This window comes from Glycomyces tarimensis, from assembly GCF_054776215.1.
In genome coordinates this window covers 15,987-42,882 of the sequence record NZ_BAAHCB010000040.1, presented here as the reverse complement: position 1 = coordinate 42,882, position 26,896 = coordinate 15,987, and the positions used below count along the sequence as shown (strand labels likewise).

Below are 26,896 nucleotides of genomic sequence, written 5' to 3'. Positions count from 1 at the left end.
GCCTCGACCGCGTTCAGGCAGGGCACTACAACCAGCACCAATGGTTAAAAGACAAGCTTAGGATGGCACAGGCAAGCTCTTTCGCCGCGGCGCTCCGCCGAGCGACGCGGGGTTCCATCGAATCTCAAGGAGGACGCCCATGCAGCAGCGCACCATCGGCGATCGCAGCGTCTCGGCGGTCGGCCTCGGCGGCATGCCGATGTCCATCGAAGGCCGGCCCGACACGGACCGCTCGATCGCGACGATCCACGCGGCGCTCGACGCCGGCGTGACCCTGATCGACACCGCCGACGCCTACCACCGCGACGCCGGCGAGGTCGGACACAACGAGGAGCTCATCGCCCGGGCGCTGCGCGGGCGCGGCGCCGACGAGGTGCTCGTCGCGACCAAGGGCGGCCACCTGCGCCCCGGCGACGGCAGCTGGACCCGCGACGGCCGCCCCGAGTACCTCAAGGAGGCCGCGAAGGCCTCGGCGAATCGGCTCGGCGTCGAAGCGATCGGCCTGTACCAGTTCCACCGCCCCGACCCGAACGTGCCGTACGCCGACTCGATCGGCGCGATCAAGGAACTGCTCGACGAGGGCGTGATCCTCATGGCCGGCGTCTCCAACGCCGACGTCGCGCAGATCGACGAGGCGAACGAGATCCTCGGCGGCCGGCTCGTATCGGTGCAGAACCAGTTCTCGCCGCGGTTCCGCTCCAGCCGAGACGAACTCGAGCACTGCGCGAAACTCGGGATCGCGTTCCTGCCGTGGAGCCCGCTCGGCGGCATCGCGAACGCGCCCGAGCTGGCCGAGCGGCACGCCGTCTTCCAGGAGGTCGCCGACGAGGCCGGCGTCAGCGTCTACCAGGTGACCCTCGCGTGGGAGCTCGCGCTCGCGCCGGTGGTCATCCCGATTCCCGGCGCCTCTCGGCCCGAGAGCATACGCGACTCGGCCGGCGCCGCCGAGGTCGAACTGACCGCCGAGCAGCTCGCCCGGCTGTCCGCGGCCTGACCCCTAGGCCGATTCCCGGCAGCGGCGCGCGACCTCGCCGAAGGCCTCCCTGCGCTGGTGGCCGCCGCCGTCGGTCACGGCCACGCCCCCGAAGCCGGCCTTGTCGAGGTCGAGGCTCGGGTCGTGGTGCTCGCGGCGCGGCGCCTCGGCCGCCCCGGCGACCGCGTCCAGTCGATCCAGCAGCTCGCGCCGGGGCCGGTCGGCGGCGTCGGGTCGTAGGTGGACGTCCAGGCCGGTGGCGAGCGCGGTGCGGGCGGCCTCGATCGGGCGCTCCGTGCCACCGCCGATGAGCATCGCCGTATCGCAGTGCAGGTGCCGCGCGATGGTCTCCATGTCACGGCCGACCCCGTCGGCGCCGGCTCGCCGAGCAGGTGGGAGATGCCGCGGACGCTCAGCAAGCGCCCGGGTCCAAGGCCAGGTCCACCAGGCGATCGGCGTGGAGCCGAGTGGAGTCGAAGACCGGGACCGGGCTGTCGGCGGCGTTCACGAGCAGCGTGATCTCGGTGCAGCCGAAGATGATCCCCTCGCAGCCGCCCTCGGCCAGGCCCGCCATGACTCGCCGGTACGTCTCGCGGGACGGCTCGCGGACGACGCCGTGCACCAGCTCGCCGTAGATGACCTCGTGCACCGCCGCGCGGTCCCCGACGGCCGGGACGCGCACCTCGATGCCGTGCGCGGCCATCCGGTCGGCGTAGAAGCCCATCTCCATGGTGAACCGGGTAGCCAGCAGTCCGACCGTCCGCAGGCCCGCCGCCGCGATCCTTGAGGCCGTGGCGTCGATCAGGTGCACGAACGGGACGGTGATCGCGTCCTCGATCGCGTCGGCCACCAGATGCATCGTATTGGTGCACAAGCCGATCAGCTCCGCGCCGCCGCGCTCGAGCCCGGCGGCGGCCGAGGCCAGTCGCTTCCCGGCGGCCTCCCAGTCCCCCGCCCGCTGCATCGCCTCGATCTCGGCGAAATCGACCGTGGCCATGAGGCTCACCGCATTGTGCTGTCCGCCGAGCCGGGCCTTCACCTCGGTGTTGATGAGGCGGTAGTACTCGGCGGAGGACTCCCAGGACATCCCGCCGATCAAGCCGATCGTCTGCATCTTCCAATCCTGCTACAGCGGCCGGCGGCGGCGCGTTGGCCCTCCCGGAGCGGCACCGCCTCCCCCAAAGGTCGCAAGCGGATTTCCGACTCGCGCCAGTCGCGGCGGGGCCGCTCCCCGGACGAGGATTGAACCGTTCGAACAGCAGGGCCCACGCACATCCACCGAAGACCGAGCAAGGCATTGGAGCGAACATGCCCGCCAACGACACCGCCGCCACGCGGCGACGGCCCAGCGGCCCCGCGACGAGGATCGCCGCCGCGCTCGCCGCGGCCGCCCTCGCCGCGACGACCGCCGCATGCGGACAGGGCGACCTTCCCGACACCGAAGCCGCGAACACCTCGTCCGCCACGGCCGAGGAACTGACCGAGACCAACGTCGACGCCTGGCTCGACGACATGCTGCCCGCCGAGCTCGAACAGCGGGGCATCGCCGGGGCCACGGTCGCCGTCGTCCACGACGGCGCCATCGTCACCGCCCGCGGCTACGGCCACGCCGACACCGGCGAAGGCGTCGCGGTCGACCCCGAGCAGACGCTGTTCCGCCCCGGCTCGGTGTCCAAACTGTTCACCGCCACCGCGGTGATGCAACTGGTCGAGCAAGGCGTGCTGGAGCTGGACACCGACATCGAGCAGTACATCGACTTCACACTGCCCAGGGAGTTCGACGCCGACATCACCCTGCGCCACCTCCTGACCCACACCGCCGGTTTCGAGGAGCGCCTCCACGGGATGATCGGCACCGGCGACGAACCCGTCGACCTGCGCGAGGCCATGACGACCGACCCGCCCGAGCAGGTGTACGAGCCCGGGACGACGCCCGCGTACTCCAACTTCGGCAACGGGCTCGCCGGATACATCGTCGAACGCGCCGGCGGCATGCCGTTCGAGGACTACATTCAGCGCAACGTGCTCGAGCCGATCGGCATGACCTCCTCGACGTTCCACCAACCGCTGCCCGACGACCTCGCCGAGCGGATGTCGAGCGCCTACGATCTCGCTTCGGGACCCGCGCGGCCCTTCGAGATGATCAGCCCCCCGCCGGCCGGCTCGCTCAGCGCCACCGCCACCGACATGGCGCAGTTCATGCTCGCGCACCTCGGCGATCTACCCGAGCAGTACTCCCTGCTCAGCGAGGAGACGCTCGAGCTCATGCACGCCCCGGCGCTCACCGAGGACACCCTCGGCGACCTCGCCGACGCCCCGCGCATGACGCTCGGCTTCTTCGACGAGAGCCGCAACGGGCACCGCGTCATCGGCCACGGCGGCGACACCAACTACTTCCACTCGCACCTCCAGATCTACCCCGACGACGGGGCCGGCATCTTCGTCTCGCTCAACAGCAACGGCCACGACGCCCGCGGCACCCTCGAACTGCGCTCCGCGCTGACGGACGCCTTCGCCGACCGCTACTTCCCGGCCGACGGCGATGCGCCCGAGCCCGTCGACGAGGAGACCATGCGAGCGAACGCCGAGGCGGTGGCCGGCACGTACACCAGCTCGCGCGGCTTCCACAGCACCTTCCTGTCCACCGTCGAGCTCCTGCAGCCGGTCGAGGTCAGCGCCCTCGACGACGGCCGCCTGCTGTTCGAACCGGACCCGGGCACCGGCTCACCGGCCGTCTACGAGCAGATCGGCGACACGCTCTGGCAGGAGGTCGGCGGCCAGCGCACGGTGGCCACGCGCGTCCAAGACGGCGAGGTCACCGGCATCGTCCACGACGGCGCGTTCACGCTGCTGCCGGTCGACACCGACCGGCGGATCGGCCTGCCGGTCCTCATCGCCTCCGCGGCGGTGCTCGTCATCGGTCTGCTCGCCTGGCCGATCGCGGCGATCGTCCGCCGCGTCCGGCGCCGTCCCGCCCCTGAGCGCGACGGGCGCCTCCCGCGGATCCTGGTCCGCGTCGCGGCCCTCGGCGCGGTGCTCGCCCTCGCCGGATGGGTGTTCACGGTCCTGACGATCATGTCGCTCCAGGACGTCCCCGCCGCGGCCATCCGGACCGTGCAGGTGCTCCAGCTCATCGGCGTGGCCGGCATCGTCCCGGCGGCGTTCGTGGTGGTCCGCGACTTCCGGCGCAAGGCCGGCTGGCGGGCCTGGGTCCCGAGCGTGCTGATGCTGCTGGCGCTGTCGGGCATCATGAACTTCGCCGTCGAGTTCCAACTGCTGTCGCCGAACATCTCGTACTGACCGGTGCGGCCGTCGCCCGAACCTGAGACTGAGTGAGGATGATCCACATGACCGAACGTCTCAGCGACCGCGCGGCGGCCCCACCGAGTCTCGGGGCGAGGCTCGACCGGCTCGTGGGCCGCCTCGGCGTCACCGGGCGGTTCGGGCGCGACGCCGTCCTGGCGGTGGCGGTGTCGCTGGCCACGCTCGCGCTGTTCGCGGTCATGGGCCGCGCGATCCTCGCCGAGCCCTTTCCGGAGGTGACGGCCGGGCAGGTCCAGGCGGTCGCCGTGATCGCCGGCGCCCAGTCACTCCTGCTGTGTCTGCGGCGCGTCCGGCCCTGGCTGTGCCTGGCGCTGGTCGTGGCCTCGCAGACACCCATCATCGCCATCACACCCGAGATCAACGCCCGCGCCTTCGCGCCGCTGATCGCGGCCTACACGGTCGGGACGCTCACCACCGGCCGCCTCGCCGCCGCCGCGGCGGCCGGCGCGGTCGTCGTCGAAGTGGGCGCCGCCGCCGCCGTGATGTGGGCGCAGGACGGCTCGCCGGGGATGGTCGCGAACCATCTGGGTTCGAGCGCGGCGGTGTACGTCGCAGCGGTGTTCGTGGGGCTGCATGTGGCGGCGAGGCGCCGGTACGTGGCGGCGGAGCGCGAGCGGGCCGCGCAGGCGATCGCCTCGCAGCGGGACCGTGCCAGGGCGGCGGTCGCCGCCGAGCGCACCCGCATCGCCCGCGAACTCCACGACGTCGCGGCGCACCACCTGTCGGGCATGGTCATCCAGGCGGCGGCGGTGGAGCGGCTCATCGACCGGGACAGCGAATCGGCGAAGTCCGGGGCCGCGTGGATCCGATCGCAGGGCAAGGCGACCTTGGCGAATCTGCGGCAGGTCGTGGGCCTGCTGCGCGAGCACGACGGCCCCGGCGAGGACGGCAATGCCCCGGTCCCGGGGCTCGCCGCGATCGAGGCGCTCGTGGAGGACGCGCGGCGCCTGGGTGCCGAGGTGGGCCTCGAGCGGGAGGGCACGCCGTTCCGGCTGCCGCCGATCGCCGACATCTCGCTGTACCGGATCGCCCAGCAGTCGTTGACGAACGCGCGTCAGCACGCGCCCGGGGCGCCGGTGAAGGTCCGGCTCGCTTACGGCGAGCGGGACGTCGAGCTCGAGATCGTCAACGGTCCGTCCGTTCAGGACGATACGGTGGGCGTCGGGAGCGGCGGGGCCGGGCTGGTCGGCATGCGCGAGCGCGCCGAGCTCATCGGGGCCGAGCTCGCGCTCGGCCCGACCGACGACGGCGGCTGGCGGGCGGCGCTGCGGCTGCCCGTGCGCGGCGCCGACCGGGACAGGCCAGGCGACAGCGACTTCGAGACGGGGGTTCGGGCATGATCAAGGTGCTGCTGGTGGACGACCAGGCGGTGGTCCGTGCCGGGTTCCGGGTGCTGTTGGAGGAGGCCGGGGACATCGAGGTCGTCGGCGAGGCGTCGAACGGGCCGGCGGCGGTGGCCCAGGCGGCGCGGCTGCGGCCGGACGTGGTGTGCATGGACGTGCGCATGCCCGGCGGCGACGGGCTCGAGGCGACGCGAAAGATCACGGCCGAGGGCGCCGACGCGCCTCCGGCGGTCCTGGTGATCACCACGTTCGATCTCGACGACTACGTGTTCGGGGCGCTCGAGGCGGGCGCGAGCGGGTTCATCCTCAAGGACGCCGAGCCGGCCGACCTCATCGACGCGATCAGGAAGCTCGCCGACGGGGAAGGCCTGGTCGACCAGTCGGTCACGCGGCGGGTGATCGCCGAGTTCGCGCGCCGCCGGCGCCGGGCCGAGCCCGAGCCCGGCGCGGCCGAGACGCTGACCGCGCGGGAGAGCGAGATCGTGCTGCTGCTGGCCCGGGGGATGTCGAACGCCGAGATCGCGCGCGAGTTGTACGTGGAGACGAGCACCGTCAAGTCGCATCTCGGGCGGGCGATGGCGAAGATCGGTGCGCGGGACCGGGTGCAGACGGTGGTGTGGGCCTACCGCAACGGGCTCGTCGCGGACTGAGCGGCCGCGGGCGGCTCAGTCCCGCCGCCGCAGTTCGTCTCGCAGCTGCGGCGGCAGCCGCTCGGTGGCGTACCGCAGCGTGACCGCCGGGACGGTCTCGGCGTGTTCGCGCAGGAAGGCGACGAGCCGGCCCCGGTCGACCCGGCCGATCTCGCGGAGCGCGGTGCCGACCGAGGTGTGGATCATCTTGTCGGGGTCGTCGAGGAGGATCTCGGCGAGGCGCAGGGCGTCGTCGAGGTCGCTGTGGCGGATGAACCAGAAGGCCGCCGTGATGGCGGTGCGCCGCTTCCAGACGTCGCTTGAGCGGGCGAGCTCGTAGAGCGGATCGCGCGGCTTGTCGAGCAGGTACCAGCCGACCACGCGCGGGGCGGCGCGGTCGACGAAGTCCCAGCTGTCGATGCGGCCGTGCCGGCTCATGTAGAGCTCGTAGAGCCCGCGGCGCTCCTCGTCGGTGACGCGCTTGCCGCGGGCCTTGAAGTCGAGGATGCTGACCGCGCCCATCCGCGCCTCGTAGTACGGCTCGTCGAACAGCTTCGCGACCTCGTCCAGCGGCATGTCGGTGAACCGCTTCGCGGTGTCGAAGGTGTGCTTCATCCGCACGCCGATGACGTCGGCGCCGCCCCGGTAGTGCCTGCTGATCTTCGCCCGCTCGTCGTCGGACTGGAAGGGCCGGAGCGTCGTGAGGAACGACCGTGCGGTCAGGTCCATGGTCGTTGCTCCCTTCGTCTCGGTTCGACGCGAGCGTCAGACGCGCGCGAAGTCAAGGCCGGCCATCGGCGATCCGTCCGGCGCCGCCTCCCGTCCCCGCGCCTCGGCGGCGACGTGCTCGGCGAAGGCCCGCACGGCGACGGTGTCCTCTCCGGACCGCCAAGCGAGACCATATCGGACGGGCGGGGCGTCGGCCACCGGAACATAGACGACGCCGGGCCTGGGCTGGTAGGCGGCGGTGTGCGCCCCGGTCAGCAGCACGCCCTTGCCGCCGGCGACGAGCATGAGGGCCTCCACCAGGCTCGCGACGAGCGGGCCCGTGCCGATCGCCCGACCGGCGGGCGTGCGCCCTGGCGCCTGGATCTCGCGGCGGTAGTCGGGGATGTCGCCCTCGATCTCGAGCATGTCCGTGCCCGCCAGGTCTTCCAAGGTGAGGCGGGGCCGGGCCGCGAGCGGGTGGTCGTCGGCGATGGCGAGCACGCGCGGCTCGCTCAGGAGCGTGGGGCCCTTGCCGAGGTCGTCCTCGCGCACCGGCAGCTCCATGAACTGCACGTCGTAGTGGCGCTCGCGCAGCCGGGTGAACGGGTGGCCGAACGCCATCTCGCAGATCTCGACGGTCAGCTCGGGATGCTCGGCCCGCAGCTTCTCGACCGCGCGCATGGCGATCTCGCCGGTCAGCGCCGCCGAGAAGCCGACGCTGAGCGTCCCGCCGATGCCGCGGGCGGCGGCCGCGGCGCGGGCGAGCGCGTCCGCGATGGCCCGGTGGTGCGGCTCGACGTCCTCGCGGAGGCGCCGGCCCAGCTCGGTGAGGGCGACACTGCGACTGGTGCGCTCGAACAGCGGGGCGCCGAGGCGCCGCTCCAGTCGCTGGACGAGCTGACTGACCCGGGCCCGCGACAGCCGCATCCGCTCGGCCGTGCGGCCGAAGTGCAGCTCTTCGGCCAGGATCAGGAAGCACTCCAGTTCGTCGCGTTCCATCGCTCTCCTCCCCATCGGTAAGTCTGACTGAATGAACGTTGCGTCCTTCGCCGTTGTTCCCCGTCCGAGGCCGATCGATGATTGCCGGGCCAGGGAAACCACCGCCAAGGAGTGCCATGAAAACCCGTGAATGGGGTGTGCTGCTCGTCCTCTCAGGAGCGATCTTCCTGGAGGGCATCGACGTGGCCATGCTCAACATCGCCCTGCCCTCGATCCGCTCGGACCTGGGCCTGTCCACCGGCCTGCTTCAGTGGGTCGTCAGTGCCTACGTGCTCGGCTACGGCGGCTTCATGCTGCTGGGCGGCAGGGCCGCCGACCTGCTGGGGCGGCGCCGGGTGTTCGTGGCCGCGCTCGTGGTGTTCGTGCTCTTCTCCGGGCTCGGCGGATTCGCCCAGGACGGGGCGACGCTCATCGCCGCCCGCTTCGTGACCGGGCTCGCCGCCGCGTTCATGACGCCCGCGGGACTGTCGATCATCACCACCACCTTCGACGAGGGGCCGGGGCGCGACCGCGCCCTGATGATCTACGGCGGCATCGGCGCCGGCGGCTACACGCTCGGCCTGGCCATCGGCGGGCTGCTCACCGCCGTCGACTGGCGCTGGGTGTTCTTCATGCCGGTCGGCCTCGCGCTGGTCCTGCTCATCGCCGCGCTCGCGGTCGTCCCGCGCTCGGCGCGCCCCGCACGGGACGGACGGCGCTTCGACCTGCTCGGCAGCGTCACCGTGACGGCCGCGGTCGTCCTGCTCGTCTTCGCGGTCGAACGCGCCGCCCACGTCGGCGCCGGCTGGACGGGGCTCGCACTCGCGGCGAGCCTGGCGCTCATCGGCGCGTTCGTCGCCGTCGAACGCCGCGCCGCCGCGCCGATCGTGCGCCTCGGGATCCTCCGCTCCGGCCCGCTCGTGCGCGCCAACCTCATCGGGGTCCTGTTCATGGCCGGGTTCTTCGGCTTCCAGTTCCTCGTGGTGCTCTATCTCCAAGAGCTGCGCGGCTGGTCGACGGTCGAGACCAGTCTGGCGATGCTCGTGATGGGCCTGGACGCGCTCATCGCGCCGACGCTCACGCCGAGGCTGGCACGGCGCTTCGGCAACGTCCCGGTCCTCATGGTGGGCCTGCTCTTCGCCGCGTTGTCGTTCGGGCTGTTCCTGCCGGTCGGCGCGGACTGGTCGTATGCGGCGATGCTCCCGAGCCTGGTGTTCCTGGCGCTGGCGTTCGCCTTCGCGTACGGCCCGCTGACGATCTTCGCCACCAACGGGATCAAGGAGGAGGAGCAGGGGCTGGCCGGGGGGCTGCTGTACACGTCGTTCCAGTTCGGCGCGGCGCTCGGCCTCGCGGGCGTCGCCGCCGTCAACGTCGCCGCCACCGCCTCGGACGCACCGGGCGCGATGCTCGACGGCTACCGTGCCGCACTGCTGGTGCCGTTCGGCGCGGCGGTCGTCGCCGTGGTCATCGGCGCGCTCAACCTGCGGCGCGGGCACCGCGGCACTGAGCAGGACGAAGCGCCCGCCGCGCTCGCGGGCGTCGCCTGATGCGCGCTCGATCGGCCGCCCCCTTTCAGGACCGCTCGGCCATGCGCTGCAGGCGGCGCAGCGATTCGCGGTTGCGCGGAGCCAGGAGCCTGGCCTGGAAAGCCACGGGCAGGAGCATCGGCGGGCCTCCGGTCGCGAGCTCGGTCATCACGACCCGCGTCTCGGAGGGCCCCTCCTCGAACAGCTCGAGTCGGATGCGCGCCTGGCCCATCGGCCAGAGCCGCGCGTCGAGCACCAGCAGGCGCGGCGGTTCGCACGCGACGGCCTCGGTGGAGTCCTCGATCGCCAGCGGCCAGAGTCCGACGCTGTGGTGGATCGTGGCGCCCACGGACGGCCAGTGTTCGTCGACGTTCCTGATGTGCGAGGCGCCGACCACCCAGCCCGCGTAGTTCCAGCCGTCGGACAGCACCTCGAAGACCCGCTCGCGCGGCACCGACATCGTGGCGGCGACGCTGGGACCCGATTCCATTCTCACGCGGCGCAAGTACCCGGTGGCCGGTGTCTCAAACGCCGGTCCGGCTCAGTCGTCGTAGAGCCGCCGGTGGAGGGCGTCGATGAGGCCCCGGTAGGGCCGCCCGCCCCGCCCGTCGCGGGCCAGGGCCGCCCTGGCGGCGTTCGCGCCCGGCGCGCCGTGCACGGCACCGCCGGGGTGGGCCGAGGCGCCGGCGAGGTAGAGCCGGTCCAGGACGGTGTCCGCCCTGGCCAGTCCCGGCACCGGCCGGAACACGAGCTGCTGGTGGATCGCCGAGGTACCGCCGTTGATGGCGCCCTCGTCGAGGTTCGCGTCCATGGCGTGGAGGTCGCCGGGGCCGCTGACGGCCCGTCCGGCGATGCGGTCGCCGAAGCCCGGCGCGTGCTGCTCGATCACCTGCTCGAGCCGGTCGGCGCATCGGCGGGCGCGGTCGGTCGTCCACTCCTGCCCGCGCGGCAGCCGGGTGTAGGCCCACGCGGATTCGGTCCCCGGCGGGGAGCGCGTGGGGTCGGCGGTGGTCATCTGGCCCATGAGCATGAACGGGTTGCGCGGCACCGTCCCGTTCGCCAGCTCGGTGCTGACCGTGGCCAGGCCGTCGAGGTCGCCGCCGAGGTGGACGGTGCCGGCCGAGCGGGCGTCGGCCGCGTTCCACGGGATCGGCGCGTCGAGCGCCCATTCGACCTTGAGCGTCGCCTGGTCCCATTCGAAGGCGTCCAGGTCCTCGGCCAGTCGGCGCGGCAGGTGCTCGCGGCCGACGAGGTCCCCGTACAGGCTCGGGGCGTCGACGTCGGCGAGCACGGCCCGGCGGGCCCTGATCGCCTCGCCGTCGCCGTCGAGGACGCCGACGGCGATCCCGCGCGCGTGGAGCACCTTCGCGACCGGCCTGCCGCAGTCGATGCGCCCGCCGTACGACTCCAGGCGCGCCACGAGCGCGTCGATGAGCCGGGCGGCGCCGCCTTCGGGCACGGGAAACCCGAGGTCCTGGCCGAGCATGGACAGCAGCCAGCCGAACAGGCCGCTGCCGGCCTGGTCGGGGCCGAGTCCACTGTGCATCGCGTTGCCGGCCAGCAGCGCCCACGCGCCCTCGCCGGCGAAGCGCTCCGCGCCAAGGCGTCGCACCGGCAGCGTCAGGGTGCGGGCGAACCGCAGCGCCGGTCCCGGCCCGAGTTCGCGCAGCAGCCGCGAGGCGGCCCGCACCGGCGGGAACGGGCGGAGCATCGCCTCCAGCAGCGGCTCGCGGACGCGCAGCCAGAACGCGTACTCGCGGTGCCAGGCCTCCCCGTCGCCGGGCGCGAACGCTTCGAGCGACCGCGCGGTGCGCTCCAGGTCGGTCGACAGCAGCGCGGCCCGGCCGTCGGGCAGGAGGTGCGCGAGCACCTCCGGCGCGCGTCGCCACCGCAGCCCGTAGCCCTCGAGTCCGAGGCCGCGGATGGCCGGGGACGCCGCCGCCAGCGGGTAGAAGGCGCTCCCCAGGTCGCTGTGGAAGCCGGGGGCGGCGGCCTCGGCGGTGCGCACGGCACCGCCGGGCGTGTCGGCGGACTCCAGGACGAGCACGTCCCAGCCCTCCTGCGCGAGCAGGTTCGCCGCGACCAATCCGTTCGGTCCCGCGCCGATCACCACCGCGTCGACGGTCGCAGCCGGGTCCCCCACCGCCATCATCGGCACCTCCTTCACCGCGGCGAATACCCGCGCGAGCCGGAATGATGCGGCGCAGGCGCTCGCGCGGAGCGGCCCCACGCCTGGAACAGCACCGCCGTCGTCGGCACCGGCACCATGCGGACCGAGGCGCGGCGGCCGAGCGCCCACGGCACCACATCGGCCAGCGACGGCCGGATGCCGCGCAGGGTCAGCGCGACGCCGTGCCGGGCGCACTCGTCGACGAGCTCGCCGCGGTCGACCAGGAGCGCCGGATCGTGCACGCCGCGCGTCGCGATGCGCGGGACGCGCTCGGCGAGGCCGATCGCGATCCACCGGCACAGCGCCGTGTCCGCCAGCGTGTCGATCACCAGCAGCCCACCCGGACGCAGCAGGCGGCACGCCTCCGCGACCGCGCGCGGCAGGTCCGGGACGTGCTCGAGGATCTCCCCCGCGACGACGACATCGGCGCAGCCGCCTGCCAGCGGCACGGCGAGCACGTCGCCGAGCACGCCGTGCACCCCGTGCTCGCCCGCCTGGCGCAGCGCGCTCGGCGAGCGGTCCACCCCGACGTGCCGGTAGCCCTTGCCCTCCAGGTGCGGGGCGAGCAGGCCCGCGCCGCAGCCGAGATCCACCAGGACCGCGTCCGGCCGCGACGCCGCGGGGATGAGCCGCGCGCGGGCGGCGGCGAGCCAGTGCAGCGCCGCGAACGTGCCCCTGGGCCGCCACCACTGGTCGGCGAGCCGCTCGTAGAGCGCCGGATCGTTGGGGGCTGAACGTCCTCGCGAGCGTGCCTTCGGACCGCGCATCCCACCAGGGTGGCACACTGGCGGCCGTGAAGCACCTTCCCGCGGTGACTTGGGCGCTGGTCCGAGCCGGCCACCCGCTCCCCGCGGTGGCCGTCACGGCGGTCGCCGCGGGCCTCGCGCTGAGCACCGACCGCCCGGCGTGGGCGACCGCGACCGTGGTCGCGGCCGTGTTCGCCGGCCAGATGTCCGTCGGCTGGCTCAACGACCTCCTCGACGCTCCCCTGGACGCCCAGGTCGGGCGCGTCGACAAGCCGTTGGCGGCCGGCGAGCTCGAACCGAGGCTCGTGCGCGGCGCCTTCGTCGGCGCCGCCTCGGGCGCGGTGGTCCTCTCGCTCGCGTCCGGGCTGCCCGCCGCCGGCGCGCACACCGCCGCCCTGCTCTCGGCGTGGGCCTACGACCGCGGCGTCAAGGCCACGGCGTTCTCCGTGGTGCCCTATGCGGTGTCGTTCGGACTGCTCCCCGCGTTCGTGTCCCTCGGCCTGCCCGGAGCGCCCTGGCCGCCGGCATGGCTCATGACGGCCGCGGCGTGCCTGGGGTCCGCGGCGCACTTCGTCAACGTGCTCCCCGACCTCGCCGACGACGCCGCCACCGGAGTGCGCGGCCTGCCGCACCGCTTGGGCGGCTCGGCGAGCCGGATCATCGCCGCCGTCCTCGTCCTGTCCGCATCGGCCCTGCTCGTGCTCGGACCCGAGGGTCCGCCGGATCCCGTCGCACTGGCCGCGGTGCCGCTCGCGGCGGCCGTGCTCGCCGTCGGTCTGCTGCGGGGCCGCAGGCCCCGTTCGCACGCCGCGTTCCGCGCCGTGATGCTCGTGGCCCTCATCGATGTGGCGCTCTTGCTCCAAACCGGAGTTTCGACCGGCTAAGGTCGATGGACGGGGTTTGCAGCACCGGACGCGGGGCACTCGTGAGCGGACGGCGCGCCGCCGCGCCCTGCCCGCTGCCGGGCTCCCGCCGCATCCGAGGAGTGAGCGCTCGTGACAGTAACCGAATCCCTCACCGAAGCACCGCAGGAAAGCCCAGGCGCGCTCGCGCTGGCACAAGGACTCGCTCCACGGCTCGCCGAACGCGCGGGCCTCCACGACGAGCGGGGCCTGTTCCCCGCCGACGATTTCGCCGAGCTGCGCGAAGCCGGACTGCTCGGCCTCATGGCGCCGGAGCGACTCGGCGGTTCCGGCGCGACGTTCGCCGAATACTCCAAGGTGGCCTTCGAGCTCGCGCGCGGCGCGGGGTCCACGGCCCTGATCTTCAACATGCACGCCTCGGTGACCGGCGCGCTCGCACACACCTCCGACGAACTCGTCAGGCAGCTCGGCGCCCCCGAAAGCTCCTTCGAAGCCCGCGACAAGGCCCTGGCCGCCGCCGTGGACGGCGCCCTGTACGGGGTCGCGATGAGCGAACGCGGCACCGGATCGCGCCTGTCGCAGACCTCCACCGTCTACCACCGGACCGACGACGGCTTCCGCATCACCGGCGGCAAGGCGTTCGTGTCCGGCGCGGGCCACGTCGACGCCTACCTCGTCACCGCCCGCGACCCCGAGGCCGACGAGCCGCTCGTGTCCTACTTCCTCGTCCCCGCCGGCGAGGGCGTCAAGGTGGAGCAGACCTGGGACTCCCTCGGCATGCGCGCCACCGGGAGCCATGACGTCCACTTCGACGTCGAGGTCGGCCCCGACGCGCTGCTCGGCGGGATCGAGGGCATGGCGCTGCTGCTCGCCGAGGTGATGCCGCAATGGCTCGTCGCCTCCTACTCGGCCGTGTACGCCGGGGTCGCGCGGGCCGCGGTGGACGCCGCCGCCGACCACGTCCGCCGCCGTGACCTCGGAGGGCTCGCGCCGCTGCGGGCCCGCCTCGGCCGCGCCGACGCCGCCGTGTCCGCCGCCGAACTCGTCGTCGCCGAGACCGCCGCCCGGATCGACGCGCAGCCCGGCGAGCCCGAGACCAACCGCTGGGTGTGGCGCGCCAAGCTGCTCGCCGGCGACACCGCCTTCGAAGTGGCGTCCTCGCTGCTGGAGGCCGCCGGCGCCTCCGCCACCCGGCGCGGCCACCCGCTCGAGCGGCTCTACCGCGACGCCCGCTGCGGCGCGCTGCAACCGGCCACCTCCGACGTCTGCGCCGACTGGCTCGGCGTGGCCGCGATCGGCGACGATCCCGACCACGACACCGAGGTGCCGCGGTGGTGAGCGCACGGATCGCCGGGCTCGGCACGGCGCTGCCGCCCTCATACGACCAGACAACACTGTGGACGGACTTTTTCGAGGGCCACTTCGCCGGCAGCCGCGCCGCCGCGCGCATCTTCGCCGGCGCGGGCGTCAGCCGCCGCCACTCGGCCACCGACCCGGCGGACTTCCCCGCCGCCGCCGACTGGCCCACCGCCGAGCGCATGCGCCGCTACGGGGAGCTGGCGCCGCCGCTGGGGCACCGGGCGGTCGTCGACGCGCTGGCCGCCGCCGAGCTCGGCCCCGAGGAGATCGGCCTGCTGACCGTCGTCACCTGCACCGGCTACGGCACGCCCGGCCCGGACGTGCGGCTGGCGGCCTCGCTGCCGCTCGGCCCGGACGCGCAGCGCCTGGTCGTCGGGCACGTCGGCTGCCACGCGGCGCTGCCGGCGCTCGGCACCGTGTCCGACTACGTCGCCTCGCGCGGGCGGCCCGCGGTGCTGCTGTGCCTCGAACTCACCTCGCTGCACGTCCAGCCGCCCACGGTCGACCCCGAACAGGTCGTCACGCACGCCCTGTTCGGCGACGCCGCCGCCGCTCTGGTGCTGCGCCCCGACAGCGCTCGGATGCCCGGGCTGCGGGTCGTGGACGTCGCGGCCCGCACCGACACCGCCAGAAGCGGCCACATGACCTGGGACGTCACCGACTTCGGCTTCCGCATGGGCCTGTCCGCCGAGGTGCCCGACGCGCTCGCCGAGCACGTCGGCCCGATGGTCAAGGAGCTGCTGGCCCGCAACGGACTCGACGTCCCCGACGTGGGGGCCTGGGCCGTGCATCCGGGCGGCCCGCGCATCGTCGACGCCGTCGAGGACGGTCTCGGGCTCGGCCCGGACGCGCTCGCGGCGTCGCGGGCGGTGCTCGACCAGTACGGCAACTGCTCCTCGGCCACGATCCTGCTGGTGCTGCGCGAGCTGCTCGAGGGCGGCGCCCCGCCCGGGCCGCTCGTGGCGGTGGCGTTCGGACCGGGCCTGAGCCTGTACGCGGCCCTGTTGGAGACCTCGGACGAGGCGCGGAGCGTTTGCGCGCCATGAAGCCGGGTAGGCGAGTGGCCATGGTCGATCGCATCGCAGAACCGTGGGGGACGCGCACGCCCTACGGGCCCGGGGATCCCTGGCCGCCCCGCCTCGACTGCTACCTCGAGGACGGACTGGACGAAGCCGACGTGGACGCCTGGGTGCAGTCGTCGACGATCCTGCACTCGAACGGGGACGGGCTCGACATCGCCGTCAAGGACGGCCGCATCGTCGGAGTGCGGGGCCGCGTCGAGGACCGGGTCAACCACGGTCGGCTCGGCCCCAAGGATCTCTTCGGCTGGCAGGCCAACGGCTCCGACGACCGCCTGACGCGGCCGCTGATCCGACGCGACGGGCGGCTCGTGGAGACCGACTGGGACACCGCGATGGAAGCGGTCGCGAACCGGACCAAGGAGCTGCTCGACGAGCGGGGCCCCAGCTCGGTCGGCTTCTACACCTCGGGGCAGCTGTTCCTCGAGGAGTACTACACACTCGCGGTGCTCGGCCACGGCGGCATCGGCACCAACCACATGGACGGCAACACGCGATTGTGCACGGCCACGGCCGCCGCCGCGCTCAAGGAGACCTTCGCCTGCGACGGCCAGCCCGGCTCCTACGCCGACATCGACCACGCCGACGTCATCGCGCTCTACGGCCACAACATGGCCGAGACCCAGACCGTGCTGTGGTCACGAGTCCTCGACCGCCTCGCCGGGCACGAGCCGCCGAAGATCGTCTGCGTCGACCCGCGCATGACCCCGGTCGCCGCCGCCGCGGACGTGCACCTCGCGCCGCGCCCCGGCACCAACGTCATGCTCATGAACGCGCTGCTGCACGAGATCATCGAGCACGACTGGATCGACCGCGACTACATCGACGAGCACACCGTCGGCTTCGCCGAGCTCGCGAAGCAGGTCGCCGACGCCGACGCGGACACCGCCGCGCGCGTCTGCGACGTGGACGCCGACCGCATCCGCGAGGCGGCCCGCGTCATCGGCGGCGCCCAGCGCCTGATGTCCACGGTGCTCCAGGGCTTCTACCAGTCCCACCAGGCCACGGCCGCGGCGGTGCAGGTCAACAACATCCACCTCGTCCGCGGCAAGCTCGGGACGCCGGGGAACGGCATCCTCCAGATGAACGGCCAGCCCACCGCCCAGAACACGCGCGAGTGCGGCGCCGACGGCGACCTGCCCGGCTTCCGGAACTGGTCCAACGAGGCGCAGGTGCAGGACCTGGCACGGGTCTGGAACATCGACCCGATGCGGATACCGCACTACAGCTCCCCCACGCACCTGATGAAGATCATGCGCTACGTCGAGGACGGCTCGATCCGCTTCCTCTACGTCAGCGGCACCAATCCGGCCGTGTCGCTGCCGGAGCTGCGCCGCATCCGCGAGATCCTCGCCCAGGAAGGGCTGTTCCTGGTGGTGCAGGACCTCTTCCTCACCGAGACCGCCCAACTGGCCGACGTGGTCCTGCCGGCCGCCACCTGGGCCGAGAAGACCGGCACCTTCACCAACACCGACCGCACCGTGCACCTCTCGGAGAAGGCCGTCGAACCGCCCGGGCAGGCCCGCCCGGACCTGGACATCTTCCTCGACTACGCCCGCCGGCTCGACCTGCGCGACAAGGACGGCGAGCCGCTGATCAAATGGAGCGGCCCCGAGGAGGCGTTCGAGGCGTGGAAGGCGTGCACGGCGGGACGGCCGTGCGACTACACCGGCCTGACCTACGACAAGCTGCGCGGCGCCAGCGGCATCCAGTGGCCCTGCAACGAGGACCACCCGGACGGCACCGAGCGCCTCTACGGCGACGGGAAGTTCTGGAGCGACCCGCAGTACTGCGAGAGCTACGGGCGCGACATGGTCACCGGCGCGCCGCTGGAGCCCGACGAGTACAAGTCGATGAACCCCAACGGCAAGGCGGTCATCAAGGCGGCCCGGTACCTGCCGCCGCACGAGCGGCCCGACGAGGACCACCCGTTCACGTTGACGACCGGGCGCACGCTCTACCACTTCCACACGCGCACCAAGACCGGCCGCGCGCCGCAGTTGCGGGACGCCGCGCCGGAAGTGTGGGTGGAGGTCTCGAAGGAGGACGCGCGGAAGGCCGGCTGGAGCGAGGGCGACCTGATGCGCATCACCACGCCCCGCGGCGGCGTCGAGGCCCGCCTGCGGATCAGCGGCATCCGGCCCGGCGTGGTGTTCCTGCCGTTCCATTACGGCTACTGGGACACCACCGGGCACGCACCGGACGACGGGCACGGGCGCGCGGCGAACGAGCTGACCATCACCGACTGGGACCCCGCCTCGAAGCAGCCGCTGTTCAAGACCGCCGCCGCGAGCGTCGAACGCGTCGAGGCCGGCGACGGGACGGCCTCTTCGGCGCCGACCACCACCGGCTCCGCGCCCGTGACCGACAGCGTCGAACCCACGCGGGGCGGCGAGGCGGCGATGGCGAGCGAAGTCCTCGACGGCAACCGCGGAGGTGGGCGATGAAGCGTCTGTCCTGGGCACTCAAGGAACTGCACGAGGCCGAGAACGACCTGGCCGGTGAGCTGCTCGCCGTCTCCGACCGCCACCAGGTCGACCACGAGCTGTTCTACCTCGGCCGCGACCTCGCCCGCTGGTCCCAGCGGCACGTTCGCGAGCTCGCCGCCACGGCCCGCGACTACGACCTCGACCTCGATCCCGAGCCGAAGGACGACGCCTCGGTCCTGGCCACGATGCGGCAGAAGGGCGCCGAGCTGCTCGGCCGCCACCACGACCCGGCGATCCTCGTCCTGGTGGACCTGCGCCGGATCCACCGCATGGCCGCCGGAGTGTCCCTGGACTGGGAGATCATCGCCCAGACCGCCCAGGCGAAGCAGGACAGGGAGCTGCTGGGGCTCACCAAGACCTGCCACCCCGAGACGCTGCGCCAGCTCCGGTGGGCGAACGCCGCGCTGAAGGAGAACGCCCCGCAGATCATGGCCGCCTGACGAGTCCGGAACCTTCGAACGCGGCCCGGGATCGCCCCCGGGTACTAGTACCGGAGTACGGCATTTCGGGCACGCGCGCGCCATCGATACAGTGACGCCTCTGCACCCGACCAGAGGAACAGGAGCGTCATGCAGGCGGACAGCGGCGACCGGACCGTGGTGGCCAACCCCAAGTGGCTCACACCGGCCTTCCTCTTCGGACTCCCTCTCATCGGCGCCGCCGCCGGATGGGGACTGAACCTCCTGGCCGACTGGATCGTGAGTCTGCCCGTGTTCCCCTTCCAGGGGCCGATCGAACTGTTCACCGAGCTCTCCGACATCGTCCGCCTCACCGTGGCCCTGTCGCTCGGTGCCGTCGCGGGGCTGATCCTCGCGTTGACCGCCCTCCACGACCAGCTCACCGTGACCGTCGACCGGCGCCGCCTCGAAATCGAACGCGGCGACTACCAGCGCGGCGTCGACGCCTCCGAGGTCGCATCGGTGTTCGTAGCGGACAAGCGCCTCGTCGTACTCGGGCACCGCCGCCGGGAACTGGCCCGCGTCGAGTTCGACCTCGACCGCGACAAGCTCGCGGCGGCGCTGCGCGAGCACGGATACCGCTGGCGGCCCGAGGGCGACCCGTACAAGGACGAGTACCGGCGGTGGGTGCCCGACGCCGAAGACCTGCCGGTCGGAGCGAACCCCCTGTTCAAGGCCCGGCAGGAGGCCCTGGAGAAGTCCAAGGGCGACGACCTCGAGGAGCTGCGCGCCGAACTCGCCAAGCTCGACATCGTGGTGCGCGACAAGGACAAGAAGCAGTACTGGCGCCGCTCCGACCCCGCGTGACGCCGCTCGTCGCCCACCGCTGAGCGAGCGGCGTGCAACCCCGCGAGGGCCCCACTCCGTAGAAACGGTGACGGAGTACCGACGAAAGGCCCTCATGACGCCCCAGCAGGAAGCCGAATTCCGCGAATACGTGGAGGCCCGCCGCGGCGCACTGCTGCGCACGGCCTTCCTCATCTGCGGCGACTGGCATGCCGCCGAGGACGCCGTGCAGACCTCGTTGATCAAGCTGTACGGCAGATGGACGCGGACCCGGCAGTTGACCGCCGACGCCTACACCCGCCGGATCATCGCCAACACCCTGATCGACGAGTCGCGGCGCGGCTGGTTCCGACGGGAGCACTCGTACGCCGAGCCGCCCGACGACGCGGTCGATCCGGGCACGCCCGAGGACCGCCTGACCGCCGCCTCCGCCCTCGCCAAGCTGCCGCCCAGGCAGCGCGCGACGCTCGTCCTCCGATTCTGGGAGGACCTTTCGGTCGAGGAGACCGCGCGCATCCTGCGCTGCTCGACCGGCACCGTCAAGAGCCAGACCGCGCGGGGGCTGCAGACGCTGCGCGGCCTGTACGAGAACACCGATCTCACAGGCCAAGGAGCCCGATCATGAACCCACACGAGATGCGCGAGCTGTTCGAGGACACGCTCGCCGAATCCCAGCCCGTCGCCGGGGCCGGCACCGACGACATCGTCACCGCCGGGCAGCGCCGACTGCGGCGGCGGCGCACCGCCCAGGCCGGATCCGGGGCGCTCGCCGCGGTCGCCGTGGTGGCGGCGCTCGCGCTCGCGCCTTCGGCGTTCTCCGGCCAGGGCCGGCCCGACGCGGCCGCTCCGGGCGAGAGCGAGTCGCCCGCCGACGTCTGCGCGGCCCCGACCGAGGAACCGACCGGGGAACAGGAGCGGACCGCGGCGATGTACGACGCGGCGCTCATGGCGTACGTCGCCTCGATCGGCGGGGAGGTCGACGCCCTGTGCGCCGAGAGCCGGTCCGACGGCGACGGCTTCCACTACGACCCGCAATTCGGCCGGTACCGGTTCGCCGAGACGGCGGTCTTCCCCGCCTCAGGCGAGCAAGTAATGCTCAATGTGGACGTGCACGGTCCCGCCGACGGCGACGCCCAGGCGCGTCTGGAGGACCTCTCCGCCTGTGCGGCGCTCGACCTGACGTGCACCTGGGACGCGGTCCCGGAGGGGACGCTGCTGCTCGTCGAGGAGTACCGCACGATCGCCTTCGACGAGGACGAGCAGTTCGAGGGCGAGCGCGTGCCGGTCAGGGGCGCGCTGCTGGCCCGCGATGACGGCACCATCGTCCACGTGCAGCTGGGCGCCGAGGGCGGCCCCGGCACCGTGAGCACGACGCCGGAGCAGCTCGGCGAACTCGCCGCCGCCATCCCCGTCGACGAGGACGCCGCGGACGGTGCACTCGATCGCTTAGCCCGGGCGGCCTGACCAGTCCTTCGACTGGGTCAGGCGGAACAGGTAGAACAAGGACGGACCGACGATGACCGCGGCGAGGGCCACGGCCACCAGCAGGCCCTGGAGGGTCGCCGGTGCGCCGGCGCCCTCGCCGATCGTCACCTCGTCGACCAGGAGCCACGGGTACTGGCCCAGGCCCCAGCCGGAGACCACTGAGGACACGGCGAGCACGGCGGTGAACCGGGCCGGGCCGTAGCGCCGCCGCAGCACCAGCAGCAGGGTCGCGGCGCCGCCGAGGGCCGACAGGACGATCAGCGGGGCGGCGCGGCCGGTGAGGCCCTCGCTCAGGGTCGCCGCGTCCCGTCGCAGGGGCACGAGCGCCGCGAACACGACCACGCCGGTGACCGCTCCGATCAGCAGCGTCCTGATCCGCAGCTGTTCGGACAGTTCGCGCTGGCCGGCGCGTTCGGCGTCGGCGGTCAGGAACGATCCGGCGAGGAACGCGCAGGTGCCCACGGCGATGACGCCGCCGAACAGCGAGGTCGGGTTGATCCAGGACGACCACAGGTCTCCGTAGCCCTCGGCGGGGACGCGGCCGGAGGCGAGGGCGCCGGCGACGGTGCCGAAGAAGAACGGCGTGAGCACCGACGAGATCGCGAAGACCGCGCCGAACACTCGCGCCTGCCCCAGCGTCTCGGCGTACTTGCGGAACGCGAAGCTCGCGCCGCGCAGCACGATGCCGATCAGCGCCAGCAGCAGCGGCACTCCCAGCGTCGTCATCGCCGCGGCGAACGACTCGGGAAAGGCGGTCCACCACGTGACGAGCACGTAGATCAGCCAGACGTGGTTGGCCTCCCAGACCGGCCCGATGCTGTGGTCGATGAGGGTGCGCAACCGCGCGCCGCGGCGGGCCCCTCCGGCGGTGAGGTCGAAGAAGCCGGAGCCGAAGTCGGCGCCGCCGAGCACGGCGTAGGCGACCACGCCCAGGAACATCGCGGCGGCGACGACCAATTCGAGCGTCATTTCGCCTCCTCGATCGACTGCCGCTCGGGACCGTACGGGCTCGGGAGATCGCTCGCGCCTTCGCGCCAGCGCCGGGCCATCGACCGCAGGATCATCACCGCCGCGACCGTCATGGCGCCGTAGCCGAGAGCCGAGCCGCCCAGCACCCACCACAGTCGTTCGGTGTAGTCGGCGACCGCCTCGGGCGTGCGCATGACGCCGTAGACGATCCACGGCTGCCTGCCGACCTCGGTGGCGATCCAGCCGGCCTCGAGTGCGATCACCGCCAAAGGCCCGGCGACGGCGGCGAAGCGCAGGAACCAGCGGTGGTCGAGCAGCTCGGTGCCGCGCCATCTCATGACCCAGTACAGCAGGACGGCGAGCATGAGGAGCACGCCGATGCCGATCATGGTCTGGAACGCCCAGTGGGTGATGTTGACCGGGGGCTGGTCGGCGGCGGGGATCGTGTCGAGGCCGGGGACGGGTTCGGTGAACGAGCCCTGCGCGATGAGCGAGCCGAGGTAGGGGATCTCCAGGGCGCCTTTGACCTCGCCGTCGACGAGGACGCCGCCGATGCGCAGCGGGGAGGGGCCGTCGCTGGTGGTCTCGGCGAGTTCGAACGCGGCGAGCTTGGCGGGCTGGCGCTCGTCGAGGCCTTCGCCGAGGAAGTGTCCGACGAAGGGCTGGACGAGCGCGGCGGCGGTGGCGAAGACGAACGGGATCATGAAGCCGATCCGGTGGTGCCGGTCGCGGCGTCCGCGGAGCATGCCGACGGCGTAGACGCCGGCGATGGAGAAGCCGACCACCATGTAGGCGGCCACCCACATGTGCCCGAATTGGATGAACGCGTGGGAGTTGAACAGGACGGCCCACGGCTGGACGTCGGTGACCTCGCCGTCGACGATGTTGAAGCCGGTCGGTGCGTTCATCCAGGCGTTGACCGCGATGACGCAGTAGGCGCCGAGGATGCCCGTGACCGCCATGGGGAGCGCCATGAGCACGTGCCGCTTCGGGGGTATGCGGCCCCAGCCGTAGAGGTAGATGCCGAGGAAGATCGCCTCGATGAAGAAGGCGAGCCCTTCGAAGGCGAAGGGGAGGCCGAGGACGTCGCCGAAGGTGCCCATCAGGCCGGGCCACAGCAGACCCATCTCGAAACTGAGGACGGTGCCGGAGACGGCGCCGATGGCGAACAGGACGGCCGAGATCTTGGCCCAGCGTTTGGCGAGGCCGAGCGCGACGGGGTCGTCGCGGAGGATGCCGCGCAGGTGCATCACGAAGATCATGGCGGGGAAGGCGACGCCGAAACAGGCGAGGATGATGTGCCATCCCAGCGAGAGCGCCATCTGCTGGCGCGCTGGGAGCAGTCCCGCGGGCTCGGCGGCGGCGAGCGCCGTCGGGCCCACTTCGGACATCTGGGCGAGGACCTCATGGACCGACATGTCTTGAACCTACGTCTGAACACGTTCAAAATCTCGACTTTGTGAAAGCTTTCACGTGCGGCTTCCCGCGCGCTCCGACACACCGCTCCCGCCACTTGACATCACCCTCGCCGCGCTCGTAATATAAGTCGAAACTTATACAAGGAGGCAACATGGCAACGATCCCCGATCCCGTCACGAGCGCACGGCTCGTCACCCGCGAGATCCGCAACGGCGAACGCGACGGCAAACCGACCAAGATCGCCGTCGCGCGCCGCGAGTACCGGGCCGACCGGAGCGACGTCTGGGACGCGCTCACCAACGCCGAGCGGCTCCCGCGCTGGTTCCTGCCGGTGAGCGGCGAGCTGTCCGCCGGCGGCCACTACCAGTTCGAGGGCAACGCCGGCGGCACCGTCGAACGCTGCACCGAACCGGAGAGCTTCACCGCGACCTGGGAGTTCGGCGGCCAGGTCTCGTGGATCGAGGTCAGCCTCAGCGAGACCGGCACCGGCACGCGGCTCGAACTCGTCCACGAGGCCCACGTCGACCCCGACCTGTGGGAGCAGTTCGGCCCCGGCGCGGTCGGCCTCGGCTGGGACGGCGCTCTGCTCGGCCTCGGCCTGCACCTCGAAAGCGGCGCGAGCCCCGAAGCGAACGAACTCGAGACCTGGACCGTCAGCCCCGAAGGCGTCGCCTTCCACAGGGAGGCCGGCCAGGACTGGGCGCGGGCCGCGATCGACGCCGGCGACGAGCCCGACAAGGCCCGGGCCGCCGCCGAAGGCGCGATCGCGTTCTATACGACGCCGCCGGAGCAGGCCCAGGAGGGCTGATGAGCGGCGCCGTGTTCGAGGCCCTCGGCGATCCGGTGCGGCGCCGGGTCCTCGAACTCCTCCGCGACGGCGAGCAGCCGGCCGGGGCGGTCGCCGGTGCCCTGCATGCGCGCTTCGGGATCTCCCAGCCGGCCGCTTCGCAGCACCTCAAGGTCTTGCGCGAGGCCGGGCTGGTCACCGTGCGCGCCGAGGGCACCCGCCGCTACTACGCCGTCGACCACACCGGGCTCGCTCTCGCCCAGGAGTGGCTCGCGAGCTTCGCCGACGCCTTCGCCCAGCCCCTCGACGCCCTGGAGACCGAGCTCGCGCGAGGCAAGCGCGAGCGCCGCCTGGCGGCCGAGCGGACGACCCCCGATGTGGAGCGGCGCAAGCTCGGATAGGTTCGGCTGCGTGGAACGACGCGAGGAACTGCTGAACCGGGTCCGGGCGCTCGCCTCGGACGGCGGACGGGTCCTGATCGGCATCACCGGCTGCCCCGGCGCCGGCAAATCGACCGCCGCCGCATGGCTGGCCCGGTCGCTCGACCCCGAAGGCAGGCGCGCGGTGTGGGTGCCGATGGACGGCTTCCACCTCGCGCAGGCCGAGCTGGACCGGCTCGGCCGCGCGCACCGCAAGGGCGCGATCGACACCTTCGACGGCGACGGCTACCGGAACCTGCTGTACCGCATCGGCGCCGAGCGGGGCCGGACCGTCTACGCCCCCGAATTCGACCGCCGCATCGAGGAGCCCGTCGCCGGGTCCATCCCGGTCCACCCCGAGACCGAAGTGGTCGTCACCGAAGGCAACTACCTCCTCGACCTCGACGATCCGTGGCCCCAGGTGCGCGCGGCACTGACGGAGGTCTGGTACTGCCAGGTCGACGAACCGACGCGGCTGGAGCGGCTGACGGCCCGGCACCTCCGGTTCGGGAAGTCGCCCGAGCAGACGCGGGCCTGGATCGCGGCCGTCGACGAGCCGAACGCCCGGCGCATCCGCGAGGTCCGCGACCGCGCCGACCTCGCCTTCGACTTCGACTCACTCGGCATCGGAGCGACCGCGCCGACGTGATCGCGGACACGTTCCCGCTTTCCTGTCACACAGGGGCCTGACGCTGTACTTCATCGGCGCGCTCATCACCGTCATCCGGGCCCGCTCGTACGCCCACCTCCCCGCGCCCCTGATGTACCTGGCGCCGGTGGTCGCCGCGTTCGTCCTCGGCCTCGGCGTCTGCACACCCGGTCGACCGGCCGTCAAGCCGTCTGGAAGAAGATCATCGGGTTGCGGTCCCCGACATGGACGGGGTCACGCAGGCCCAGCTCGCGGCGGACCCGGTCGAGCTGCCGGTGCACCACCGGCTGCCGCGCCGGAGCCGCCGTGAAGTACTCCAGGTGACGGCGCCGCAGCCACTTGAGCACCACCGACGCCTCCCCCAACGGGAGCGGACTTCGGTGGCGGAACACGTCGCGGACGCTCACCGGCGTGCCCGGCGCCAGCGCCGCCACCAGGCGCGGCAGGTACCACCGCGCGAAGCGCCCCGAACGCGACCCGCCCAGGTACAGGTAGTCGATCCGGCGCGGCAGCGCTTCGGCGCGCTCGCGCACGTCACCCGCCTCCAGGCTCCAGCGGCCCTCGGCGAGCTCGCCCGGCACGTCCTCACCGGCACGGCCGCTCGGGTCGAAGGAGTGGAGCCGCCCGTGCCCGTTGTCGCGCAGTGCCCGCAGCAGCCACGACGCCGACCACCCGTCGTCGCGGCCGATCTGCACCACCGTCGAGGGCGCCAGCGCACGCACCCGCAGGTACGACAGCTCGGCCTCCATGTCGTCCAGGCGCGGTCGCATGCCCGGCCGCCGCTCGCGCAGCGCGGCCTGCTCGGCGCGAACGCGCCGCAGGTCCGCGGCGTAGATCTCGTAGCGTTCGACGTGGATCGAGATCGCGTCGATCGCGGCCGACAGCCGCTCGTAGTCGCGCAACGGGTTGCTCATGACTTCGACGCTATGAGTTCGCCGGCTCGGTGAGCATCACTCCGCGGAGCCATTCCGGCCCTCGCTCTTCGGGGTGAGGCCGCCGGCGAGGAGTTGGCGATGAGCAGCGCGATCAGCGCCGAGAGCACCACCAGCAGCACCCGCTGCGGGACGCCCCGCCACTCGCCGCCGTCGGCGAGCGCCGGCAGGAACGTGTTGACCGTGGTCGTCAGGAACGTCAGCGACGCCAGTGCGGTCACCGACGCCGCGGCCCGCCGGATCGCCGGAGCGGTGCCGGCCCGGCGCATCCCCACGGCGCACAGTCCGGCGACGACGGTGAGCAGCACGAACGCGGCCCCGGCGGTGTAGCGGTGGATCTGGGCGCCGAAGGTGAGACCGGACTCGGGCGTGCCGCTGCGGAAGACCGCCGCCAGCACCAGCATCACCGCCGTGGCGCCCAGCAGCCGGCGGATGAAGCCGTCTCGCGGCAGCCCGACGCCCCGACCGGCCAGGATCGCGCAGGCCAGCGCCAGGCTCACCACGCCGGTCGGGAAGAGGACGTTGCCGGGGAAGGTCAGCGCGTACATCGACACCGGCGTGCTCACCGGGTCCACCACGTCGGACATGACCAGGTGCAGCAGCGCGAAGCTGGCGACGCTGAGGACGAGGCCGATGGTCGCGGCCGCTTCGGCTGCGCGCGTATGGAACAGCGATCGATTCATCGGCCGAACGCTAAATTCTCCGAGGCCGTGCGCCCTCAATCCGCGGTGCGGGATCGGCTCTCACACCCCAGAGCGAGTCGACACGGCCGGAACCGTACTGGAGGGTGAGGCGGGCCTGGTGC

The 26,896-nt window shown here is 72.6% G+C and carries 27 protein-coding genes; 16 read left to right on the top strand and 11 right to left on the bottom strand.

Going from position 1 to position 26,896, the window contains the following annotated elements:
* Positions 1 to 139 precede the first annotated feature (139 nt).
* A complete protein-coding gene (locus ACYVK3_RS21355; RefSeq protein WP_460499370.1) occupies positions 140 to 994 on the top strand; it encodes an aldo/keto reductase in 855 nt (284 codons plus the stop codon).
* Between the two features lie 3 nt (positions 995 to 997).
* Here the strand turns inward: ACYVK3_RS21355 and ACYVK3_RS21350 are convergent, their stop codons facing one another.
* The gene (locus tag ACYVK3_RS21350; protein WP_460499369.1) at positions 998 to 1,327 is read right to left on the bottom strand and encodes a hypothetical protein; all 330 of its coding nucleotides are present in this window, start codon (positions 1,325 to 1,327) and stop codon (positions 998 to 1,000) included.
* A 58-nt stretch (positions 1,328 to 1,385) separates the two neighbouring features.
* Positions 1,386 to 2,087, bottom strand: coding sequence for an aspartate/glutamate racemase family protein (locus tag ACYVK3_RS21345; protein WP_460499368.1), 702 nt, complete (start codon positions 2,085 to 2,087; stop codon positions 1,386 to 1,388).
* A gap of 194 nt (positions 2,088 to 2,281) precedes the next feature.
* Between ACYVK3_RS21345 and ACYVK3_RS21340 the strand changes: the two genes are divergently transcribed.
* The 3 genes from ACYVK3_RS21340 to ACYVK3_RS21330 are packed head-to-tail and all read left to right on the top strand — an operon-like array spanning position 2,282 to position 6,290.
* Positions 2,282 to 4,273 carry a serine hydrolase domain-containing protein gene (locus tag ACYVK3_RS21340; RefSeq protein ID WP_460499367.1) on the top strand — a complete coding sequence of 664 codons (1,992 nt, stop codon included), beginning with the start codon at positions 2,282 to 2,284 and terminating at the stop codon, positions 4,271 to 4,273.
* 47 nt (positions 4,274 to 4,320) lie between these two features.
* The gene (locus tag ACYVK3_RS21335) at positions 4,321 to 5,637 is read left to right on the top strand and encodes a sensor histidine kinase (protein WP_460499366.1); all 1,317 of its coding nucleotides are present in this window, start codon (positions 4,321 to 4,323) and stop codon (positions 5,635 to 5,637) included.
* Positions 5,634 to 6,290, top strand: coding sequence for a transcriptional regulator (locus ACYVK3_RS21330; RefSeq protein WP_460499365.1), 657 nt, complete (start codon positions 5,634 to 5,636; stop codon positions 6,288 to 6,290). Before ACYVK3_RS21335 ends, ACYVK3_RS21330 begins: the two co-directional genes overlap by 4 nt.
* Before the next feature lie 15 nt (positions 6,291 to 6,305).
* On the opposite strand, the gene ACYVK3_RS21325 is transcribed toward ACYVK3_RS21330, so the two are convergent.
* Positions 6,306 to 6,998, bottom strand: a complete 693-nt coding sequence (locus ACYVK3_RS21325) for a DNA alkylation repair protein (RefSeq protein ID WP_460499364.1) — start codon at positions 6,996 to 6,998, stop codon at positions 6,306 to 6,308.
* Between the two features lie 36 nt (positions 6,999 to 7,034).
* Positions 7,035 to 7,976 carry a LysR family transcriptional regulator gene (locus ACYVK3_RS21320; RefSeq protein WP_460499363.1) on the bottom strand — a complete coding sequence of 314 codons (942 nt, stop codon included), beginning with the start codon at positions 7,974 to 7,976 and terminating at the stop codon, positions 7,035 to 7,037.
* Between the two features lie 116 nt (positions 7,977 to 8,092).
* On the opposite strand from ACYVK3_RS21320, the gene ACYVK3_RS21315 reads away from it, so the two are divergent.
* Positions 8,093 to 9,502 carry an MFS transporter gene (locus ACYVK3_RS21315; RefSeq protein ID WP_460499362.1) on the top strand — a complete coding sequence of 470 codons (1,410 nt, stop codon included), beginning with the start codon at positions 8,093 to 8,095 and terminating at the stop codon, positions 9,500 to 9,502.
* A gap of 25 nt (positions 9,503 to 9,527) precedes the next feature.
* Here ACYVK3_RS21315 and ACYVK3_RS21310 read toward each other — a convergent pair whose 3' ends face one another.
* From ACYVK3_RS21310 to ACYVK3_RS21300, 3 genes are read right to left on the bottom strand one after another with little or no spacing between them, the layout of a single operon-like run.
* Positions 9,528 to 9,971 (bottom strand): SRPBCC family protein, encoded by a 444-nt coding sequence (locus tag ACYVK3_RS21310; RefSeq protein WP_460499373.1) that lies wholly within the window; start codon positions 9,969 to 9,971, stop codon positions 9,528 to 9,530.
* Positions 9,972 to 10,022: 51 nt separating this feature from the next.
* Positions 10,023 to 11,630, bottom strand: coding sequence for a phytoene desaturase family protein (locus ACYVK3_RS21305; RefSeq protein WP_460499372.1), 1,608 nt, complete (start codon positions 11,628 to 11,630; stop codon positions 10,023 to 10,025).
* Positions 11,631 to 11,644: 14 nt separating this feature from the next.
* Positions 11,645 to 12,418, bottom strand: coding sequence for a class I SAM-dependent methyltransferase (locus ACYVK3_RS21300; RefSeq protein WP_460499361.1), 774 nt, complete (start codon positions 12,416 to 12,418; stop codon positions 11,645 to 11,647).
* A gap of 26 nt (positions 12,419 to 12,444) precedes the next feature.
* Here ACYVK3_RS21300 and ACYVK3_RS21295 point away from each other — a divergent pair, with 26 nt between their 5' ends.
* The 8 genes from ACYVK3_RS21295 (at position 12,445) to ACYVK3_RS21260 (ending at position 20,895) form a co-directional block, all read left to right on the top strand.
* On the top strand, positions 12,445 to 13,281 hold the full coding sequence (locus ACYVK3_RS21295; RefSeq protein WP_460499360.1) for a UbiA family prenyltransferase: 837 nt from the start codon (positions 12,445 to 12,447) through the stop codon (positions 13,279 to 13,281).
* 111 nt (positions 13,282 to 13,392) lie between these two features.
* Complete coding sequence (locus ACYVK3_RS21290; protein WP_460499359.1) at positions 13,393 to 14,598, top strand: acyl-CoA dehydrogenase family protein; 1,206 nt, start codon at positions 13,393 to 13,395, stop codon at positions 14,596 to 14,598.
* Positions 14,595 to 15,665, top strand: coding sequence for a type III polyketide synthase (locus ACYVK3_RS21285; RefSeq protein WP_460499358.1), 1,071 nt, complete (start codon positions 14,595 to 14,597; stop codon positions 15,663 to 15,665). Before ACYVK3_RS21290 ends, ACYVK3_RS21285 begins: the two co-directional genes overlap by 4 nt.
* Before the next feature lie 14 nt (positions 15,666 to 15,679).
* Entirely contained in the window at positions 15,680 to 18,145 is a 2,466-nt protein-coding gene (locus ACYVK3_RS21280; RefSeq protein WP_460499357.1) for a molybdopterin oxidoreductase family protein, read from the top strand.
* Entirely contained in the window at positions 18,142 to 18,627 is a 486-nt protein-coding gene (locus ACYVK3_RS21275) for a hypothetical protein (protein ID WP_460499356.1), read from the top strand. Before ACYVK3_RS21280 ends, ACYVK3_RS21275 begins: the two co-directional genes overlap by 4 nt.
* A gap of 129 nt (positions 18,628 to 18,756) precedes the next feature.
* The gene (locus tag ACYVK3_RS21270) at positions 18,757 to 19,452 is read left to right on the top strand and encodes a YqeB family protein (protein ID WP_460499355.1); all 696 of its coding nucleotides are present in this window, start codon (positions 18,757 to 18,759) and stop codon (positions 19,450 to 19,452) included.
* 94 nt (positions 19,453 to 19,546) lie between these two features.
* Complete coding sequence (locus ACYVK3_RS21265; protein ID WP_460499354.1) at positions 19,547 to 20,056, top strand: SigE family RNA polymerase sigma factor; 510 nt, start codon at positions 19,547 to 19,549, stop codon at positions 20,054 to 20,056.
* Complete coding sequence (locus tag ACYVK3_RS21260) at positions 20,053 to 20,895, top strand: hypothetical protein (protein ID WP_460499353.1); 843 nt, start codon at positions 20,053 to 20,055, stop codon at positions 20,893 to 20,895. The genes ACYVK3_RS21265 and ACYVK3_RS21260 overlap by 4 nt, the downstream gene beginning before the upstream one ends.
* On the opposite strand, the gene ACYVK3_RS21255 is transcribed toward ACYVK3_RS21260, so the two are convergent.
* A complete protein-coding gene (locus ACYVK3_RS21255) occupies positions 20,878 to 21,885 on the bottom strand; it encodes a cytochrome d ubiquinol oxidase subunit II (protein ID WP_460499352.1) in 1,008 nt (335 codons plus the stop codon). The two genes, ACYVK3_RS21260 and ACYVK3_RS21255, sit on opposite strands and share 18 nt — an antisense overlap.
* A complete protein-coding gene (locus tag ACYVK3_RS21250) occupies positions 21,882 to 23,303 on the bottom strand; it encodes a cytochrome ubiquinol oxidase subunit I (protein WP_460499351.1) in 1,422 nt (473 codons plus the stop codon). The genes ACYVK3_RS21255 and ACYVK3_RS21250 overlap by 4 nt, the downstream gene beginning before the upstream one ends.
* Before the next feature lie 152 nt (positions 23,304 to 23,455).
* On the opposite strand from ACYVK3_RS21250, the gene ACYVK3_RS21245 reads away from it, so the two are divergent.
* From ACYVK3_RS21245 to ACYVK3_RS21235, 3 genes are read left to right on the top strand one after another with little or no spacing between them, the layout of a single operon-like run.
* A complete protein-coding gene (locus ACYVK3_RS21245; protein ID WP_460499350.1) occupies positions 23,456 to 24,112 on the top strand; it encodes an SRPBCC family protein in 657 nt (218 codons plus the stop codon).
* Complete coding sequence (locus ACYVK3_RS21240) at positions 24,112 to 24,492, top strand: ArsR/SmtB family transcription factor (RefSeq protein ID WP_460499349.1); 381 nt, start codon at positions 24,112 to 24,114, stop codon at positions 24,490 to 24,492. Before ACYVK3_RS21245 ends, ACYVK3_RS21240 begins: the two co-directional genes overlap by 1 nt.
* Positions 24,493 to 24,502: 10 nt before the next feature.
* Positions 24,503 to 25,159 carry a nucleoside/nucleotide kinase family protein gene (locus tag ACYVK3_RS21235; RefSeq protein ID WP_460499348.1) on the top strand — a complete coding sequence of 219 codons (657 nt, stop codon included), beginning with the start codon at positions 24,503 to 24,505 and terminating at the stop codon, positions 25,157 to 25,159.
* 182 nt (positions 25,160 to 25,341) lie between these two features.
* Here the strand turns inward: ACYVK3_RS21235 and ACYVK3_RS21230 are convergent, their stop codons facing one another.
* On the bottom strand, positions 25,342 to 26,073 hold the full coding sequence (locus tag ACYVK3_RS21230) for a class I SAM-dependent methyltransferase (protein ID WP_460499347.1): 732 nt from the start codon (positions 26,071 to 26,073) through the stop codon (positions 25,342 to 25,344).
* Positions 26,070 to 26,774, bottom strand: a complete 705-nt coding sequence (locus tag ACYVK3_RS21225) for a DUF998 domain-containing protein (RefSeq protein WP_460499346.1) — start codon at positions 26,772 to 26,774, stop codon at positions 26,070 to 26,072. Before ACYVK3_RS21225 ends, ACYVK3_RS21230 begins: the two co-directional genes overlap by 4 nt.
* Positions 26,775 to 26,896 lie beyond the last annotated feature (122 nt).

Excerpts from the sequence above, each read along its gene's own strand:
- ACYVK3_RS21260 (WP_460499353.1), top strand. The coding sequence starts at position 20,053 with ATGAACCCACACGAGATGCGCGAGCTGTTCGAGGACACGCTCGCCGAA.
- ACYVK3_RS21330 (WP_460499365.1), top strand. The coding sequence starts at position 5,634 with ATGATCAAGGTGCTGCTGGTGGACGACCAGGCGGTGGTCCGTGCCGGG.
- ACYVK3_RS21275 (WP_460499356.1), top strand. The coding sequence starts at position 18,142 with ATGAAGCGTCTGTCCTGGGCACTCAAGGAACTGCACGAGGCCGAGAAC.
- ACYVK3_RS21270 (WP_460499355.1), top strand. The coding sequence starts at position 18,757 with ATGCAGGCGGACAGCGGCGACCGGACCGTGGTGGCCAACCCCAAGTGG.
- ACYVK3_RS21305 (WP_460499372.1), bottom strand. The coding sequence starts at position 11,630 with ATGGCGGTGGGGGACCCGGCTGCGACCGTCGACGCGGTGGTGATCGGC.
- ACYVK3_RS21240 (WP_460499349.1), top strand. The coding sequence starts at position 24,112 with ATGAGCGGCGCCGTGTTCGAGGCCCTCGGCGATCCGGTGCGGCGCCGG.
- ACYVK3_RS21325 (WP_460499364.1), bottom strand. The coding sequence starts at position 6,998 with ATGGACCTGACCGCACGGTCGTTCCTCACGACGCTCCGGCCCTTCCAG.
- ACYVK3_RS21315 (WP_460499362.1), top strand. The coding sequence starts at position 8,093 with ATGAAAACCCGTGAATGGGGTGTGCTGCTCGTCCTCTCAGGAGCGATC.
- ACYVK3_RS21265 (WP_460499354.1), top strand. The coding sequence starts at position 19,547 with ATGACGCCCCAGCAGGAAGCCGAATTCCGCGAATACGTGGAGGCCCGC.
- ACYVK3_RS21355 (WP_460499370.1), top strand. The coding sequence starts at position 140 with ATGCAGCAGCGCACCATCGGCGATCGCAGCGTCTCGGCGGTCGGCCTC.
- ACYVK3_RS21320 (WP_460499363.1), bottom strand. The coding sequence starts at position 7,976 with ATGGAACGCGACGAACTGGAGTGCTTCCTGATCCTGGCCGAAGAGCTG.
- ACYVK3_RS21255 (WP_460499352.1), bottom strand. The coding sequence starts at position 21,885 with ATGACGCTCGAATTGGTCGTCGCCGCCGCGATGTTCCTGGGCGTGGTC.
- ACYVK3_RS21345 (WP_460499368.1), bottom strand. The coding sequence starts at position 2,087 with ATGCAGACGATCGGCTTGATCGGCGGGATGTCCTGGGAGTCCTCCGCC.
- ACYVK3_RS21340 (WP_460499367.1), top strand. The coding sequence starts at position 2,282 with ATGCCCGCCAACGACACCGCCGCCACGCGGCGACGGCCCAGCGGCCCC.
- ACYVK3_RS21335 (WP_460499366.1), top strand. The coding sequence starts at position 4,321 with ATGACCGAACGTCTCAGCGACCGCGCGGCGGCCCCACCGAGTCTCGGG.
- ACYVK3_RS21230 (WP_460499347.1), bottom strand. The coding sequence starts at position 26,073 with ATGAGCAACCCGTTGCGCGACTACGAGCGGCTGTCGGCCGCGATCGAC.
- ACYVK3_RS21310 (WP_460499373.1), bottom strand. The coding sequence starts at position 9,971 with ATGGAATCGGGTCCCAGCGTCGCCGCCACGATGTCGGTGCCGCGCGAG.
- ACYVK3_RS21245 (WP_460499350.1), top strand. The coding sequence starts at position 23,456 with ATGGCAACGATCCCCGATCCCGTCACGAGCGCACGGCTCGTCACCCGC.
- ACYVK3_RS21250 (WP_460499351.1), bottom strand. The coding sequence starts at position 23,303 with ATGTCGGTCCATGAGGTCCTCGCCCAGATGTCCGAAGTGGGCCCGACG.
- ACYVK3_RS21225 (WP_460499346.1), bottom strand. The coding sequence starts at position 26,774 with ATGAATCGATCGCTGTTCCATACGCGCGCAGCCGAAGCGGCCGCGACC.
- ACYVK3_RS21350 (WP_460499369.1), bottom strand. The coding sequence starts at position 1,327 with ATGGAGACCATCGCGCGGCACCTGCACTGCGATACGGCGATGCTCATC.
- ACYVK3_RS21300 (WP_460499361.1), bottom strand. The coding sequence starts at position 12,418 with ATGCGCGGTCCGAAGGCACGCTCGCGAGGACGTTCAGCCCCCAACGAT.